Origin of the sequence: Geminicoccus sp., from assembly GCF_036263595.1 — a bacterium.
GTDB lineage: Bacteria > Pseudomonadota > Alphaproteobacteria > Geminicoccales > Geminicoccaceae > Geminicoccus.
Window position 1 is genome coordinate 1 of the sequence record NZ_DATAGQ010000156.1, and the last position, 16590, is coordinate 16590.

The following is a 16590-nucleotide window of genomic DNA, read 5'->3' on the forward strand; positions in this document are numbered from 1 at the left end:
GCCCTTGTCCTCGCTGCCGCTGGTCATGCCGGTGTCGGCCGCATCGTCCGTTCCGCGGATCGAGATGTCCGTGGCGGCGATTCCCAGCGAGATCAGCCCGTCGCGTGCCGTCTCCGCCGCGCCGCGCGTGTCGTACATCGCTGTCTTTGTCTGAGTCATAGGTCGTTTTCCTGAATGTTCGCTGGCGTAGTCGGATCGGGGGCACCGATCCGTGTGATGGTCGCATGCTCGGACCGGAGCGGGATGGCCTGGCGGACCTTCTCCGACGTCACCGTCTTCGAAACCCGCAGTTCCTCCTTCAGGACCAGACGGACCTGAACGACGAGTTGCTCCTCCACGACCGGGACAATGAGGACACCGTTCTCTTCCCGTATCTTGGGCGCGCTCTCCACGACCTGACCGATCGGCACGCGTTCGATGTCGACTTCGTCCTGCCGCAGAAGGGCTTCCACGACATGCTGTTTCGTCTCGACTTTCGTCTCCACGAAGACCCGGCCAAGCGTCACCACCCGCTTGTCGACGTTCAGACGTTCTTCCAGCAGCTCGATGCGCTGTTCGCCGTCTTCGATGGTGGTTGGCTTCGACATGCAGAAGTAACCGGGCGAAAGTAGAAGAGTTCCGAGTTTCTACGGCTGGTTCTTCAGTATTTGCCTGGAGCCAAGGACCCAGCGTGAGCCGGCCAATGGAATGCCTTCGCTGACACGTGGAATGGGCTGGTTTCTACTTCGCGGCTTTCTTGCCTGCGCCGACCGACCGGGCGACCACGGCTTGCTGCAGAAGTTGCGCCACCAGATGCAGCCGCTCGTGCGGATCGTCCACGGCGCGCCGGCAGATCAGCCGCTCGCCCTTCCATTCCCACCCCGGCAAATCCGGTGGCTGCTCGCGGCCATCCCCCTGCCGATGCAAGGTGGCGGCGATCGCCTGGGGCCCCGCGTCCAGCCGGCCGATCCGGAGCTTGCGGCAAAGGGCCTTGATGCGGACCAACTCGAGCAGGCTGGCCATGGCTTCCGGGATCGGTCCGAACCGGTCGGCGACCTCCGCTTCGAGCGCCGTGACGTCGTTTTCGTCCTCCACCGAATCCGCCTGCGCATAAATGTTAATCCGTACCTCCGGCTCGGGGATGTAGTCCGGCGGAATCCGGCCGGACACGCCCAAATGCAGCTCGGGCGCCCAGTCGTCGTCGAGATCCTCGCCCCGTGCTGCACGAAGGGCGCGATCCAGCAGATGCTGGTAGAGGCCCAGGCCAATGGCCGTGACGTGGCCGGCCTGCTCGTCGCCGACCAGGGCACCGGCACCGCGCAGGTCGAGGTCCCGGGCGCTCAGCGCGAACCCGGCACCCAGCCGGTCGAGCGCCACCAGGCTCTTTAGCCGCCGCTCGGTCGCCGGTGCCAGCGGATGTTCCGGATCGGTCAGCAGGAAGGCGGTGGCCCGCCGGCTGCTCCGGCCGACCCGGCCGCGCAACTGGTGCAGCTGGGCCAGGCCGAACCGGTCCGGGCGCCAGATCATCATCGTGTTGGCGCGCGGGACGTCCAGGCCGCTCTCGATGATGTTGGTGGCCAGCAGCAGGTCGCCCTCCCCCTCGGCGAATCCTACCATGACGCCGTCGACCTCGTCGGCCGGCATCTTGCCGTGCACGATCAGCATCCGCAGCGACGGCACGATCATGCGCAGGCGGGCCGCCATCGGCTCGATGTCCTCGATCCGGGGACAGACGAAGAAGCTCTGCCCGCCGCGCCGCTGCTCGCGCAGCAGGGCGTCACGGACGGTCATCTCGTCGAACGGGGCCATGACCGTGCGGATCGGCTGGCGCAGCACGGGCGGCGTCGCGATGATGCTCAGGTCCTGCAGGCCGACCAGGCTGGTCTGCAAGGTGCGCGGGATGGGCGTGGCGGTGAGCGTCAGCACATGGCCGGCAGCACCCAGGTTCCGCAGCTTCTCCTTCTGCGCCGCGCCGAAGTGATGCTCCTCGTCGATCACGACGAGGCCCAGATCGGCAAAGCGCACGCCCTTGGCGGCCAGCGCATGGGTTCCCACGACCAGCCGCAGGCTGCCGTCCGCGAGCGCTGCCTTCACCTTGCGCGCGTCGGACGGCTTCGCCAGGCGGGACAGGTGTCCCACCTCGATCCCGAACGGCGCGAAACGCCGCCGGAAGGCCCGCACATGCTGCTGGACGAGCACGGTCGTCGGTGCCACCACCGCCACCTGCTTGCCGGCCAGGACGGCAGCCGCTGCCGCCCGCAAGGCCACTTCCGTCTTGCCGAAACCGACATCGCCGCACACCAGCCGGACCATCGGCCGGCCCGAGGCGAGGTCGGCCAAGGTCGCGTCGACGGCGGCTGACTGGTCCGGCGTCAGGGCATAGGCGAAACGGGCGCAGAAGCGCTCGTAGTCGCGCGTGGGCGGCACCAGCTTGGGTGCCACGGCCTGGCGCCGCGCCTGCGCAATCTCGACGAGCCGTGCGGCACTCGCCTCGATATCGGCTTCCACCCGCGCGCGCCGTTCCGCCCAGGCGGACCCATCCAGCCGGTCCAGGGTGACCGCACTGCCGTCCCCGCTGTAGCGCCAGAGACGGTCGATATCCCCGACCGGTGTCAGCTGGACCTTGTCGCCGGCATAGCGCAGGCGCAGCACGTCGCTGGCCTCGCCGTCGCCGAGGTCGACCTCCTCCAGACCTTCCAGCACGCTCATGCCATGGTCCAGGTGAACGACGGCATCGCCGATGCGGAACTCGGTCTCGGCCAACGGCAGTTCGACCCGCTCGGCCTGGACGGCCGCGCTGCCGCGGCTGCCGAGCACGTCGCTCGCCGTGACGACCGTGAGGTTCTCCGCATCGTCCACGAAGCCGCGGTCGAACGGGACCAGGAGGCTGGCGATCTCGCCCCTGGGAGTGGCCAGGGCGGCCTGCCAGTCGGTCACCCGCCGGGGCTTCATCTCCAGGTTGCGCTCCACGCGCTGCGACAGGAGACGGAGTGCTCGCTCCGTTCCGGCCGTCAGCACCACGCGCTGCCGTCCAAGGCGGTCCTTCAGGAAGTCGCGCAGCGCACCGCCGGGGTTGCTGCCCTCGATGAAGCGCGGGACCGGCATCGATCCAGGCCCCTCGTCTGCCTGCCCGACCCGGCGTTGCTCCAGCTCCGCATGCCAAGTCGCAGCATCCAGGAAGAGGCGATCCGGAGCGGGGAAGGCGCTGGTAGCGTCGCCGGGAAGCCGGAACTCGGCGGCGCCTGCATTCAGGTCCGCGACCTGTTCGAGAAAATCGTCCGCTCGGTCCAGCCCGGCACCATCGGCCACGATCCGCGCGCCAGGCGCATAGTCGAACACCGTCTCGAGCTGGCCGTAATGGTTGACGAGTGCCGGACCCAGGTCATGGGGATAACCGCTTGGCTCCTCCGGATTGCCGGCCTGGACCAACTCCGACGCCGGGTCGACCACCAGGAGGTCCGTTTCCACTTCCGAGCGTTGCGAGACGGGATGGTAGGAGCGGATGGCCGTGATCCTGCCGTCGACATACTCGATCCGGCAGGGAAGGGGGGCGGCTGCCGGGAACAGGTCGATGACCTGGCCGCGCGGAGCCGCTTCGCCCGGCTCGTCCACGCGGTCGTCCACCACATAGCCTAGGCGCCGCAGATCCGCCTCGGCGGCTGCCGGGTCGATCGGGTCGCCGGTGCGGAACTCCAGGTGAGCCTTGGGCCAGACGCTGCGAGGCGGGACACGCCGCAACAGGGCCGGCGCCGTGGTGAGCACCAGGTCGGGCGGCGTGTGCAGGAGCCATCGCAGCACGCCCATCCGCATGCCCATGACGGCAGCCGAAGGTGGTGTCCGGTCGTAGGGAAGCGTGTCCCAGGCGGGATACAGGGCGACCTGCAGGTCCGGGGCCAGCGCCTCCAGCACGGCGAGCAGGGCCTGCGCCGAGCGGCCGCTGGGGCTCAGGTGGACGAGCGGCCTGTCCTTGTTCGTGCGGGCCAGCTGCAGGAGCCGGAGCGCCTGTGCTCCCATGGGGGCCAGCGGAGCAGGGGCGACCTTGACCTCGTCGTCGCCGGAGGCCGGCATGGTACGTTGCGACATGAACCGTCCTGGGGCGTGCGGGATCAGTGAGCCACCGCGAACTCAGGGCAACCGGCACCGGTTCCCGATCCATCGACCAGCTGGGCATTCTCGATGATGAAGCCGCTCTCGGGCAGGGCCGGGATGCGGTTCAGCCTCACCGTCAGGTCCTGGGCGGGGACGTCGTACTGCGTGCCCTGGCTGAGCAGTTTCACCGCTTCCTTCATCAGCGCAATGGTGATCCATTCGCCGGGGCAGCGATGATCGTCGCGGTAGTTTCCGGCACCCTGCGGCACGAGATTGTTCGGGTCGTGGTTCCAGGTGCGGAAGCGCTCCGGCCGGAAGGCTTCCGGATCCTGCCATTCCCTCGGGTCATGGTCGGTGCCATAGAGGTCGACGATGACCCAGTCGCCCTTGTCGAACTGGTGGCCCCGCCACTCGAAAGGTGCGCGTGCCTTGCCGCCGACGGCCGGGAAGAAGGGATAGAGGCGGCGGACTTCCTGGACGAAGCCTTCGAGATCGCTCTCGTCGCCTGCCGCGAATCTGTCTCTCCACTGCGGATGTCGATGCAGCGCATGCGCAGCAAAGACGATGAAGCGCCCGACGGCCACGGTCGGCCGCAACACGTTGAGCAGTTCGATCGCGGCGACGTCGTCCGAAAGAGGCTGGCCATCGCTGTCCCGGTGGGCGGCGATGATGGCGGCCGCCGAGCCTTCGGGAACGGCACGCTCGCCCTTGCGTATCTCGCGGATGATGCCGGCCGCCCACCGCTCGGTACGATTGCGCCGGTATCGCGCCCACCAGTTCGGCGGGCCGATGGTGCCGGTCTTCTCGATCATCGAGCCGATTTCCTTGGCCCGCTCATGGGCGTCCTGTTCGGCCATGGGCACGCCCGCCCACGCGGCAACCGTGCGCGTCAGGATCTCGATCAGCTCGTCATGCAGGACCACGCGGCGACCCTGCCATCGCGGCACCGCGCCGTTCCATTCCGCCCGGTACAGCTCCACGAGGCGACGGAGCGCATCGGGTTCCATCACGCTCATGAACATGAGCTTGCGCCCAAGATGGGCCTCGCCTTCCAGCGTCTGCACGCTGCCCAGGTCCTGGAGCAGCAGGACGACCGACATCGGGATGGCGCCCACGCGAGTGAAGCGGCCGCCGCCGTAGAACATCCCGGCGGCTTCCCGCCCGCGCATGCATACGACCGGCCGGAGCATCAGCCGGGTCTGGAACATGTCGGTCTGCAGCCGGTCGCAGCGGCTGGAGATGAAGGTGTAGCCTTCGCGCAGGAACGCGAGGGAGCTGTCGAAGGCCCGGTCCCGGGGAAGCTCTGACATCTCTCCATCTCCTGGTCTGGCCCGCGGACAGGGAAGCCCTCGGGAACGGCCAGGTTTCCAGGACAGACGTCTTTTCGGTGCGCTACTTTTCGCGGGGGTCGCTCAGGCCGCTGCCGGCCTCGACCATCAGGCCACGGCGGTGCGCCTTCACCGCCTCGACGAGCGTGCGGGCCGCGTTGCGGATTTCCTCCTGGATGGCCTCGTCCCGGTCCAGCTCGTCATGGCTGGTCGCGTAGGGCTTCCAGTAGCCGATATAGCGATCCAGCTCCGCCGTCGCCCCGGCCGGGCGAAGCTCCATCGACCGGAGCCAGTCCGTGAGCGAGCGGCGCACGTTCTCGGTACCTTCCGCATCGCCATGGACCACCACCGAGAAGAGCCGGTCCTTCAGGTGCCGTGGGTAGGCCCAGCCGTCGAGTTCCAGCTGCTTGGCCTCGTCCGCGTGCTTGCCATGCGTTGTCGTGGGATCGGAATTGCCGCCATCGGCGCAGACCAGTCGGTCCATCATCAGCTTGAGCGGCGACGTCGCCATGTACCAGTGGACCGGCGTGATGATCATGATGCCATGCGCTGCCACCCACATGGGATAGATGTCGTTCATCCAGTCCTGGGTCTGGCCCAGCGAGTAGTTCGGGTAGCACGAGCACGGCCAGTGGCACAGCGCGGCTGCCGTGGAGAAGCAGGCCTTGCAGGGATGGATGTGCCGTCCGTACTCGGAGATCAGCCTGGACAGGTCGAGACACTCGAACAGCACTTCCGGCTCGGCGGCGAACACTTCCTTGGCCAGTTCAACCAGACGCCAGCTCTTCGACATTTCGCTTGGACAGCTATGCTCCGTCCGCGGCGAGGCGTTGATGACCAGGATGCGCGCGGGGAGGGCCGGGTCCTCGTGCTGGCGCTGTGCCACGTCGATGGCACTGCGCGCGGCCAGCCAATCGTTCGCCAGATCGTAGTCCGGATCGGCGAAGGTCGGGCCTGCCTTGCTCGTCCGCGGGGCCTTGCGGCTGTTCAGGTAGGCATCCCAGGCTGCGGCAACGATCCGGTCCAGCTCGGGCGCCAGCGGCTCGAAGGCAGGATCCTGGAACTGGCTGAGGTAGCGCCTCGTGAACTCGGCGCGGTCCAGCCTCGGGCTGGGCATGCCCTTGCGGGCCTCTGGAGCTGGCGTGGTCTCGGCCTTCATGCGCATTCCCAACAAGACATTCGGTCAATCTCCTGAAAGTCTACGACATGGCCTAGGATGCGGATGACGCCTCTGGCAGATTGCGGACGGCTGTCAGCCGATGGCCCGCACTCAACGAAGGAAAGGCAAGCTGTCCCGCCGGGAGCCCCGCCCGTCGGACCTTGAAAGGTGGATCATGGATCTTCAGGTCGCCATGCAGCGTTGGCAGGAACTGGATGCACAGCATCACCTGCATCCGTTCACGACGCATCACGAGCTGGCGGAGAAGGGCACGCGCGTCATCGACCGCGCGGAAGGCTGCTATATCTGGGAAGCTGACGGGCACAAGCTGATCGACGGCATGGCCGGCCTGTGGTGCGTGCAGGTGGGATATGGCCGCGAGCGGCTGGCGCACGCCGCCTTCGAGCAGCTCAAGCAGCTAAGCTACTACAACAACTTCTTCCAGTGCGCCTCGGTTCCGACGATCGAGCTTGCCGGCAAGCTCGGCGAGATCCTCCCGGCCGGGATGAAGCGGGTGTTCTTCGCCTCGTCCGGCTCGGAGGCCAACGACACGGTCGTGAAGTCCGTCTGGTACTTCTGGAACCTGATGGGAAAGCCTGAGAAGAAGCACTTCATCTCGCGCAAGCTCGGCTACCACGGCATCGGCATCGGCTCGGCCAGCCTGACCGGCATGTCCTTCATGCACGGCATGTTCGACCTGCCGCTTCCGCGTTTCCACCACATCATGAATCCCTATTGGTGGGGCGAGGCGGACGAAGGGGAGACCGAGGAGCAGATCGGCCAGCGTGCCGCCAAGGCCCTGGAAGACAAGATCCTGGAATTGGGACCGGAGAACGTCGCGGCATTCGTGGCCGAGCCGATCCAGGGGGCGGGCGGCGTGATCATTCCGCCCGCCAACTACTGGCCGGCGGTCCAGGCGATCTGCCGCAAGTACGACGTGCTGCTGGTGGCCGACGAGGTCATCTGCGGGTTCGGGCGCACCGGTGCCTGGTGGGGAAGCGAGACCTACGGCATCCGGCCCGACATCCTGTCGATGGCCAAGGGCCTTTCCTCCGGCTACCTGCCGATCGCGGCCGTGGCGTTCGGCCAGCGCGTGGGCGACGCCATCTTCAACAGCGACAAGGAATATGCGCACGGCGTGACCTATGCGGGTCATCCGGCCGCGGCAGCCGTGTCGCTCGAGAACATCCGCATCATAGAGGAGGAGAGCCTGGCGACCCGGGCGGCCGGGCCGATCGGCGCCTACTGGAAGGAAGTGCTGACCGAAACCTTCAAGGACCACCCGATGGTCGGCCAGGTCCGGACGAAGGGCCTGCTCGCCTGCATGGAGCTGGCCGAGGACCGTGCGAAGAAGAATCGCTTCGACGAGAAGCGCGAGGTGGGCGTGACCTGCCGCAACATCTCGGTGAAGAACGGCCTCGTCATGCGGGCCATCCGCGACGGCATGGTGCTCTCGCCGCCGCTGATCGTCACCGAGGCGCAGATCGACGAGATCGTGGCCAAGGCGAAGGCGTCGATCGACGAGACGATGAAGGCCGTGGGCTTCAAGGGTTGAGGGAGAGGGCGATGGCGAACGACGAGGACCTGGACGCACTCCTCGCCGAAGAGGAACGGCTGCAGTTCGACCGGTTCGACAACGACACGGCACTGGCGCTGGGCATGCTCCTGCTGGAGCGGGCCCAGGCACGCAAGCTGCCGGTGGCGATTGACGTCACCCGCGGGGAGCAGCAGCTGTTCCATGCCGGGCTGGCCGGGTCCAGCGCCGACAATGATGTGTGGGTCCAGCGCAAGGCGCGGGTCGTGCGGCGCTTCGGCCACAGTTCATGGTACATCGGCTGTCTGGCCCGCGCCAAAGGCTACGACTTCCACGCCAAGTTCCTCTTGGAGCCGTCCCAGTTCGCCCCATCCGGCGGCGCGTTTCCTGCACTCATCCGAGGCACCGGGCTGGTCGGGACAATTGCGGTGTCCGGCCTGCCGCAACGCGAGGACCATCTATTTCTGGTCGAAGTCATTGGTGAGTTTCTGGGGCACCAGTAGCGTGTCGTCCGGCTACATCGAATGACGTAGCCTCTGGCACATCAATGTTTCTGGATGCCATGGAAGGTCCACCAATGGGCCTCCATGGCATTTTTTTATTCAAATTGTTCTTTATAAGTCACAGTTCATTCCTCGTGAAATTCCGACTGCTCACGTCATTCCACAGTCCTGTCTTGGAAGCGGAACGATAGCTACTTGTTCCGGTTCCTGCCCGGAGGACCATCGGGTCCGCTTTTGACGATCAGGAACCGGCCGGTGCGTGCGACCGACCGGATGTCTTTGACCATGAGAGGGAGCAGCAACGTGATCCGCACGACCGGAATCTGCTTGATGATGAGCTTGGCCGCCCCGGTGGCCTTCGCCCAGGAATCCGGCACGACCGCGCCGATGACCGCGGGCACCGCCATGGCGGGCGAAGCGGGGCGCTACCAGGTGTTCTTCGAGCTGGGCAGCGACCGCCTCGACGAGGATGCGCTGGCGACCGTGACGGCGGCTGCCAACGAGTTCCGTCGCACCGGCACGGCCAACGTCCGCCTGTCCGGCCATACCGACACGACGGGCAGCACATCCTTCAACGAGCAGCTCGCCCAGCGCCGCGCCGATGCGGTCGAGCAGGAACTCGTCCGCCTTGGCGTCCCGCAGTCCGCCATCGCGGAGATGGATGAGGGCGAGCGCGACCTGCTGGTCCCGACCGGCGACGGCGTGGCTGAGCCGCAGAACCGGCGCGTCGAGATCGTCCTCGACACGCCACCGCCGCCGGCACCGGTGGCAGCCGCACCGGCCATGCCGGCTGTGGTCTCGGAGCCGGCCAACGCGGTCGCCGACGTGGTCGACCGTGGGCGCTTCAGCGTCGGCGCCTATTACGGCCTGAACCTGCTGGACGAGGGCAACGACGACAACAGGGACGACGGTACCAGCAACTTGGCCGGCCTGAACCTCAGCTTCGACTACCTCCTCACCGACTGGCTGAACCTGTCGCTGGAGCAGGCCGGCTTCTACAATTTCGGCACGGACGACGATGGTTTCGGTGGCCGTAGTGCTGCCGGCCTCGATTTCGTCTTCCCGGTCAGCGACGAGGGCTTCAGCAGCTTCAGCAGCTTCCTGCCCTATGTCGGTGCGAACATCGGCTACATCTACGGCTCGGGCATCGACGACGACTTCTTCGCTGGACCGGAGATCGGCCTGAACTTCGGGCCCTTCAACGCCAAGATCGCCTACGACATCCCGTGGGATCGCGGCGACCTGGGCGAGGGCATCATCTCGACGACCGTCGGCCTCGGCCTGACGTTCTGACCGACGCCGCCCCGGCTACTGCCTTACCAGGCGGCAGCCGGGGCGCGCCTTCCTCGATCCACCCCTAAAAAAATGCCCCCGGCGCGCCATATCTCGTCCATGACAAGAAGCGTTTCCGTGGAGACATCGGTGACCAGGACCAGGCGATCCATCCGCTGGCCTCGCGCGTTCGCGGCGATCGCGCTGGCCCTCGTGCTCGGCCTTGGCGCAGGAATGGCCGAAGCGCGCAAGGGCGGCTCGTTCGGCAGCCGCGGTGCGCGCACCTATCAGTCCGCGCCGGCGACACCGACCGCCCCCAACAGGGCACAGACCATCGACCGCTCGACGACCCCGATGCAGCAGCAGGCGGCGCCGGGCCTCAACACGGCAGCCCAGCAGCGTGGCGGGTTCTTCTCGCGTGGCGGCTTCATGCCCGGGCTGATGGGCGGCCTGCTCGGCGCCGGCCTGTTTGGCATGTTGTTCGGCGGCGGCTTCTTCGGCGGCCTGGGCAGCTTGGCCGGCCTGCTCGGCTTCGTCCTCCAGGTCCTCCTGGTCGTGTTCATCGTCCGGCTGGCCCTGCGCTACTTCCGCAGCCGTTCCGCCCCGGCCTATGCCGGTGCCGGCGCGCCGCTGAACCGCGATGCGATGCAGGGCCCCGGCGGCCGAACCTATGGTTCGGGCAGGGCATCGGCTAACCCGAAGGTGCGCGACACGATCGGCATCAACACGGTCGACTACGGCGCGTTCGAGAACGGCCTGAAGACGATCCAGACGGCCTATGGTCAGGAGGATCTCGACACGCTGCGTCAGTCCACGACCCCGGAGATGTTCGGCTACTTCCAGCAGGAACTGGCCGACAACGCCGCAAGCGGCAGGCTGAACAAGCTGTCCGACGTCAAGCTCGTCCAGGGCGACCTGGCCGAGGCTTGGCGGGAAGGCGAGAACGACTACGCCACCGTCGCCATGCGCTACAGCCTGGTGGACTACTATGTCGACCGCGCCACGGGCCAGGTCGTCGATGGCAACCCGTCCGCCCCGGTCGAGGTCGTCGAGCTCTGGACGTTCACGCGCCAGCGCGGCGGCAACTGGCTGCTGTCGGCCATCCAGCAGGCCAGCTGACCGGCAGCTTCACGCAACTGCCAGCTGAGCACGTCATTCTCCGGCACCGGCGTGATCTAGCCCAGGGCGTGCCGGAGCAGGCCGGCCGATGCGACCGCGGTCACGACGACCGCGAGCATCGGCAGGCGGGCAGCCGCCAGGATGGTCACGCCGAGCGCGATCAGGTCCGCCAGGCGTGGCGCCACGAAATAAGGCGCGATGACCGCCAGCAGCACGCAACCGGGCGCCGCCTTCATCACCGCCTCGGCACGCGGACCCAGGGTGCGGTCGCGCAGTAGCACATAGCCGCCAACCCTGGTCGCGTAGGTCGCCAAGGCCATCAGCAGGATGGTGACGAGGTCGACGGCAGGGATCATCGCGGCTTGGCCCGGCAATAGGCGGTGCCGAGCCCCGCCGCCGTTCCTGCGACCACGAACCAGGCGCCGGGAACCAGCAGGAAGATGAGCACCGCGACCGCGAGGCTGACCAGCCAGGGCAGGGCGGCGACATAGCCCTTCCACATCCCCGCCACGATGACCAGGAACACAGCCGGGAACGCCATGTCGAACCCGTACGCCTCGACATCGCCTAGATGCGGACCAATGGCGGCGCCGAGCGTCGTCGAGCCCAGCCAGCCCAGGTAGATCACCCCGGCGCAGCCCACATAGAACCCGAGGCTGAAGGGCGGGCGCTGCCCGGTTCCGGCGCGTCTGAGCGTGTCGGCGTAGCCCAGGGCCCAGCTTTCGTCCGACATAAAGAACAGCACGCTTAGCGCCTTCCAGCGCGGCAGATGCCGGATGAACGGGGTGAGCACCGCGCCCATGAGGAGGTGGCGGCTGTTGATCAGGAAGGTGATGCCGACGATGAGCAGGACCGGCGGCGGGGAGGCCCACAAGCCGATGGCGGCGAATTCAGACCCGCCCGCATAGTTCGAGCCGGTCATGAGCGGCACTTCGAGAAAGTGCAGTCCCTTCTGGACCGCCTGGGCACCAAGGACGAGGCCATAGGCGATGACGGCCGCCAGGACCGGCAACGCCCCCACGATGCCGCGGGCCACCTCCGACCGCAGGCGCGGCGCAGCCTCGTTCCGGGTCCGTGTACATCTCGTTTCCATGCAGGGCACCATAGGCCGGCTCCTCCGCAACAGGGTTTGCGAAGATGCCCGGGAACATCGGAACATTGGCATCTAATGCCACGCGCAGAGCTTCAGGAGCTACCGGATGCCAATCGTCCTGGACGAGATCGACAAGCGCATCCTGAGGGCGCTGCAGCGCGACGGGCGCATGCCGAACAACGAACTCGCCCGTCTGGTCGGCCTGTCGCCGTCGCCTTGTCTGCGCCGCGTTCGCCTCCTGGAGGATGCCGGCGTGATCGATCGCTACGTGGCCGTGCTCGATCCTGCCAAGGTCGGCAAGGGCCAGACGTTCTTCACCCGCATCTGGCTGAGCGCCCAGGACGAGGACACGATCGATCACTTCATGGCGGAGGTGAGGAAGCTGCCCGAGGTGCTAGAGTGCTACATCATGCTCGGCGACTGCGATGCGCTGGTGCGCGTGGTGGCCGCCGATATCGGCGACTACCGGCGCTTCCAGTCCGAGCATCTCAGCCGGATCAGGGGCGTGCAGAACGTGAAGACCGACGTTCCCAGCCAGACGGTCAAGCAGACCTCGGAACTGCCGCTCTAGCGGCCCTGTCCATTGCACCCCAGCCGCATGTAGCTCCGGGTGACGCGGCCGCGCAGGTGGACCTGCCCGGTCCTCCGGTTCAGCCCGTGCCGGCGCGTCCGCCCTGCGCCAGCCAAGCGGCGCACTCGTCGCCCAGCTCGCGTCGCGCCGTCTCCTCGTAGCGCTGCGAAGCGGCCGGGCTCAGCATGTCGCGCCAGCGGCCGTTGGTGCCCTTGTGGACGAAGGTCCTGGAACCCCCATCCCAGAACATGCCACGGCCCGGCACCGTCTTGTCCCCGTTCGCCTTCATGAAGTCGAAGCTGCAGTGCTGCAGGATGGCTGGCCAGCGCTCCTCGTCGATGGGGATGTCGAGGAACGCAGAGATCCGCCTGATCTGACCCGGCATGTCCGCCTTCAGGTCGTTGTAGTGCAGCATCAGGAGGTTGGGCAGGTGCCGGATTTCCCACCAGCTCCGGATGTTCTCCCAAAACGGCCAGAACGGATGACCGTCGCCATCGAGCCACTCCGTGAAGTAGCGCCGAACGTCCTGGGGCGGCCGGTCGATCGGCGGCCCGACCCGGCCGGGAGTCTCGTTCAGGACCTGATACCAGAGGTCGTTGGCGTTGGCGTGGTGGTTGAACAGGCTCCAGACCACGTCCCGGCCGTCGCGGCCGATATAGAGATATTTCGCCTGCGGCGAGTACACGAGCGCGTCGACCGGCAGGTGGGTCTTCAGGAAGCGCCGGTGCGGCTGGGCCATGACCGCCGGCAGCTTGATGTCGCGAGGCGGCACGCGCAGATCCAGCCAGGACGAAATGTTGGCGACTTCGACCTCGGCCGATCCCTGGAACAGGAGCTGGGCCACGATCTGCTGGACCCAGGTCGTTCCCGATTTCGCGTAGGTCGCAATGACGATGTCGTCATCGCGGAACGCGAACTCGTCCCAGATGGTCGAATCCATGTGATGGTTGTGAAGATCCCGGCTCTTCTGCGGCCAGCTATGCGCCATGTCCGACATGACGAATGTTCCTTATCCCGTGATCGCGCCCCGCCTCATGGTCGCGGGATCGCTCGATCGGCTTCCTCATCGCGAAGCCCGGGAACGGAACGGATCCATGGCCCGGTTTCGCGCAGGCGACGTCATGGCAGGAAGCGCTGCTGCCTGCGGTGACGTGCATCACTGCCGCTCGGTCGGGAACGGGCACATGGCTTGGGCATGAAAAAGAGCCGGTCGCTGCCCTCGACCGGCTCCTTCGTCGTCAGATCATGAGGCCAGAGGCCAGGCGATCCTTACGCAGCGATCTTGTCGCTCCGCTGCTCGATCACCTTGGGCTCCGCCGCGACGGTGCTGCCCACCGTGATCTTCTTCGGCTGCAGGGCTTCCGGCACCTCGCGCTTCAGCTGCACGTCGAGCAGCCCGTTGACGAGGTTGGCGCTCACGACCTGCACATGGTCGGCGAGCTGGAAGCGATGCTCGAAGGCACGCTGGGCGATGCCGCGATAGAGATACTCCACGCCCTGCTCGGTCTTGGAGATCTGGCCCTTCACGACGAGCTGGTTCTCGTGGACGGTGATGTCGACGTCCTCAGGCCCGAAGCCGGCGACAGCCAAGGTCACGCGATAGGTGTCCTTGCCGTTCTTCACGATATTGTAGGGCGGATAGGTCTGCTCACGAGCAGCTTCACCAAATGCAGTCTCGAACAGCTTGTCGAAGCGGTCGAAACCGACGGAAGCGCGGAGCAGAGGGCTCAGGTCGAAGTTACGCATAAGAAGTCCTCCATTGAGCGACTTGATACGAGCCTTGGCGCAAGGCCCCGACCGGGACCCGTGTGCTTCGGCTTGCTGTGCAGGCCCATGATGGCACCCGACACCGATTGAGATGGGGAGCGCCCTTGCTGCGTCAAGAGCTTCCCAAGAGTGGCCAGCGACAATTTTTTCGCGTCCATCCGGAGCTTTTCATGCCGGCCGGCCCCGACTGCCGGCCACCGCCGTGCGTCAAGAAGTTAGGACAACAGTCCTTGATCTGCTATCTCCGTCTTTGGCCTGATGAGACGGGGTGGAACATGCAGCGCGTGAACTGGCAGCCGAATGCACGAACGAACCCGGCAGGAATGGTCACGGGCAAGGCTGGCTTGCCTGGCGTCGCGGAAATGCACGAACGAACCCGAGAACGACCCTTCATGTCGGCCGTGCGCTCGTCACTGCAGGATTGCACGAACGAACCCGAGACCATCATGCCCCGGCCCGGAAACGGCCCCTAAGCCGTCGATCAGCCGCCAGCCGTGAAGCAGGGCTCGGCTCTTGGCCTCGAACGCGAAGTAGTAGCCGCCCTGGCCCGGCGGCTGGTCGAAGCGGCGGTCGATCGGGCAGTGCATGAGATGGCAGAGCAGGAGCGTGCCGACCCCGCCATGGCCGACGATGGCGAGGTCGCCGCCGTCTCCATGCCGTTCCAGGATCGTGTCGACCGCGTGGATGATCCGCGCCTGCGCGTCGGTGGCCCGCTCCCAGCCGCGCACGCTGGTCTCCGGCTCCGCGAAGAACCGGTCGGCGGTCTCCTCGAACTCCGCCTTGGGGAGATAGCCGGTGGCGGAGCGGTCGTTCTCGTGCAGCGCCGCCAGGACGTGGTGCGGAATCCCGAGCGCCTTGGCCAGGATGGCCGCACCGTCCATCGCCTTCTGCTCCTCGCTGGACCAGACCGCCCGCAGCCCCGCCACCCAGGGCTTGGCCAGCATGGCGTGCATCCGCCTCCTGCCCCGTTCGGCCAGCGGCCATCGTGGCACGGGGACGGCCGGGTCGATGAGCACGTCGGGGTGGGTGATAAACCGGACGTTGGTCAGTACAGCACGACCGAGCGGATGGACTTGCCCTCGTGCATGAGGTCGAAGGCGTGGTTGATCTGGTCGAGCGGCATGGTGTGGGTGATCAGGGGGTCGATCTGGATCTTCTGGTCCATGTACCAGTCGACGATCTTTGGCACGTCGGTCCGCCCGCGGGCGCCACCAAAGGCGGTGCCCTTCCAGACCCGGCCGGTGACCAGCTGGAACGGCCTGGTCGCGATCTCCTGCCCGGAGCCGGCCACCCCGATGATCGTCGAGACACCCCAGCCGCGATGACAGCATTCCAGCGCCTGGCGCATCAGCTTGACGTTGCCCACGCACTCGAACGCGTAGTCGACGCCGCCATCGGTCATCTGGACGATGTGCTGGACGACGTCGCCCACGTCTTTGGGATTGACGAAGTCGGTCATGCCGAACGCGCGCGCCATCTCCTGGCGGTCCGGGTTGATGTCGACGCCGATGATCCGGCCCGCCCCGGCGAGCCTGGCCCCCTGGATGACGTTGAGCCCGATGCCGCCTAAGCCGAACACCGCCACGCTGGAGCCGAACTCGGCCTTGGCCGTGAACAACACCGCCCCCACCCCGGTGGTGACGCCGCAGCCGATATAGCAGATCTTGTCGAACGGCGCGTCGGCACGGACCTTGGCCAGCGCGATCTCCGGCATCACCGTGAAGTTCGCGAAGGTCGAGCAGCCCATGTAGTGGTGGATCGGCTGGCCCTTGAACGAGAAGCGGGTGGTGCCGTCCGGCATGAGGCCCTTGCCCTGGGTGGCGCGGATCGCCGTGCACAGGTTGGTCTTGCGCGACAGGCAGCTTTTGCACTGCCGGCATTCCGGCGTGTAGAGCGGGATCACGTGGTCCCCTGGCTTGACCGAGGTCACCCCCGGCCCGCACTCCACCACGATCCCCGCCCCCTCATGGCCCAGGATCGCCGGGAAGATCCCTTCCGGATCAGCACCCGAGCGGGTGAACTCGTCGGTGTGGCAGATCCCCGTCGCCTTCAGCTCGACCAGCACCTCGAACGCCTTGGGCCCCTCCAGATCGACCGTCTCCACCTGAAGCGGCTTGCCCGCCTCCCACGCAACCGCCGCCTGCACCTTCATCCCATGCCTCCCCTTTGAACGTGC

At 66.7% G+C, this 16590-nt stretch carries 16 protein-coding genes; 5 read left to right on the forward strand and 11 right to left on the reverse strand.

Going from position 1 to position 16590, the window contains the following annotated elements; all coding sequences use genetic code 11:
• Positions 1-155 precede the first annotated feature (155 nt).
• The 4 genes from VHL31_RS17010 to VHL31_RS17025 form a co-directional block, all read right to left on the reverse strand.
• A complete protein-coding gene (locus tag VHL31_RS17010; protein WP_329662429.1) occupies positions 156-587 on the reverse strand; it encodes a YsnF/AvaK domain-containing protein in 432 nt (143 codons plus the stop codon).
• A gap of 133 nt (positions 588-720) precedes the next feature.
• Positions 721-4062 carry a DEAD/DEAH box helicase gene (locus VHL31_RS17015; protein WP_329662430.1) on the reverse strand — a complete coding sequence of 1114 codons (3342 nt, stop codon included), beginning with the start codon at positions 4060-4062 and terminating at the stop codon, positions 721-723.
• 23 nt (positions 4063-4085) lie between these two features.
• A complete protein-coding gene (locus VHL31_RS17020) occupies positions 4086-5378 on the reverse strand; it encodes a cytochrome P450 (RefSeq protein ID WP_329662431.1) in 1293 nt (430 codons plus the stop codon).
• Between the two features lie 82 nt (positions 5379-5460).
• The gene (locus VHL31_RS17025) at positions 5461-6555 is read right to left on the reverse strand and encodes a flavodoxin family protein (protein ID WP_329662432.1); all 1095 of its coding nucleotides are present in this window, start codon (positions 6553-6555) and stop codon (positions 5461-5463) included.
• A gap of 175 nt (positions 6556-6730) precedes the next feature.
• Here VHL31_RS17025 and VHL31_RS17030 point away from each other — a divergent pair, with 175 nt between their 5' ends.
• The gene (locus tag VHL31_RS17030) at positions 6731-8110 is read left to right on the forward strand and encodes an aminotransferase (protein ID WP_329662433.1); all 1380 of its coding nucleotides are present in this window, start codon (positions 6731-6733) and stop codon (positions 8108-8110) included.
• Positions 8111-8121: 11 nt separating this feature from the next.
• Positions 8122-8592 carry a heme-degrading domain-containing protein gene (locus VHL31_RS17035; protein WP_329662434.1) on the forward strand — a complete coding sequence of 157 codons (471 nt, stop codon included), beginning with the start codon at positions 8122-8124 and terminating at the stop codon, positions 8590-8592.
• Between the two features lie 191 nt (positions 8593-8783).
• Here the strand turns inward: VHL31_RS17035 and VHL31_RS17040 are convergent, their stop codons facing one another.
• A complete protein-coding gene (locus tag VHL31_RS17040; RefSeq protein WP_329662435.1) occupies positions 8784-8999 on the reverse strand; it encodes a hypothetical protein in 216 nt (71 codons plus the stop codon).
• Here VHL31_RS17040 and VHL31_RS17045 point away from each other — a divergent pair.
• Both VHL31_RS17045 and VHL31_RS17050 read left to right on the forward strand, forming a co-directional pair.
• Positions 8980-9885 carry an OmpA family protein gene (locus VHL31_RS17045; RefSeq protein ID WP_329662436.1) on the forward strand — a complete coding sequence of 302 codons (906 nt, stop codon included), beginning with the start codon at positions 8980-8982 and terminating at the stop codon, positions 9883-9885. The two genes, VHL31_RS17040 and VHL31_RS17045, sit on opposite strands and share 20 nt — an antisense overlap.
• Positions 9886-10014: 129 nt before the next feature.
• Positions 10015-10983: a Tim44 domain-containing protein gene (locus VHL31_RS17050; protein ID WP_329662437.1), complete on the forward strand. Its 969-nt coding sequence runs from the start codon at positions 10015-10017 to the stop codon at positions 10981-10983.
• A gap of 56 nt (positions 10984-11039) precedes the next feature.
• Here the strand turns inward: VHL31_RS17050 and VHL31_RS17055 are convergent, their stop codons facing one another.
• Both VHL31_RS17055 and VHL31_RS17060 read right to left on the reverse strand, forming a co-directional pair.
• On the reverse strand, positions 11040-11339 hold the full coding sequence (locus VHL31_RS17055) for an AzlD family protein (protein ID WP_329662438.1): 300 nt from the start codon (positions 11337-11339) through the stop codon (positions 11040-11042).
• Positions 11336-12076 (reverse strand): AzlC family ABC transporter permease, encoded by a 741-nt coding sequence (locus VHL31_RS17060; protein ID WP_329662439.1) that lies wholly within the window; start codon positions 12074-12076, stop codon positions 11336-11338. The genes VHL31_RS17055 and VHL31_RS17060 overlap by 4 nt, the downstream gene beginning before the upstream one ends.
• Before the next feature lie 106 nt (positions 12077-12182).
• On the opposite strand from VHL31_RS17060, the gene VHL31_RS17065 reads away from it, so the two are divergent.
• A complete protein-coding gene (locus VHL31_RS17065; protein WP_329662440.1) occupies positions 12183-12647 on the forward strand; it encodes an Lrp/AsnC family transcriptional regulator in 465 nt (154 codons plus the stop codon).
• Between the two features lie 79 nt (positions 12648-12726).
• Here the strand turns inward: VHL31_RS17065 and VHL31_RS17070 are convergent, their stop codons facing one another.
• The 4 genes from VHL31_RS17070 to VHL31_RS17085 all read right to left on the reverse strand — a co-directional run bounded on the left by VHL31_RS17070 (position 12727) and on the right by VHL31_RS17085 (position 16566).
• Positions 12727-13644, reverse strand: coding sequence for a sulfotransferase domain-containing protein (locus tag VHL31_RS17070; protein ID WP_329662441.1), 918 nt, complete (start codon positions 13642-13644; stop codon positions 12727-12729).
• Positions 13645-13916: 272 nt separating this feature from the next.
• A complete protein-coding gene (locus tag VHL31_RS17075) occupies positions 13917-14393 on the reverse strand; it encodes an Hsp20 family protein (RefSeq protein WP_329662442.1) in 477 nt (158 codons plus the stop codon).
• Between the two features lie 431 nt (positions 14394-14824).
• The gene (locus tag VHL31_RS17080; RefSeq protein ID WP_329662443.1) at positions 14825-15430 is read right to left on the reverse strand and encodes a histidine phosphatase family protein; all 606 of its coding nucleotides are present in this window, start codon (positions 15428-15430) and stop codon (positions 14825-14827) included.
• Between the two features lie 29 nt (positions 15431-15459).
• Positions 15460-16566, reverse strand: a complete 1107-nt coding sequence (locus VHL31_RS17085; RefSeq protein ID WP_329662444.1) for an S-(hydroxymethyl)glutathione dehydrogenase/class III alcohol dehydrogenase — start codon at positions 16564-16566, stop codon at positions 15460-15462.
• Positions 16567-16590 lie beyond the last annotated feature (24 nt).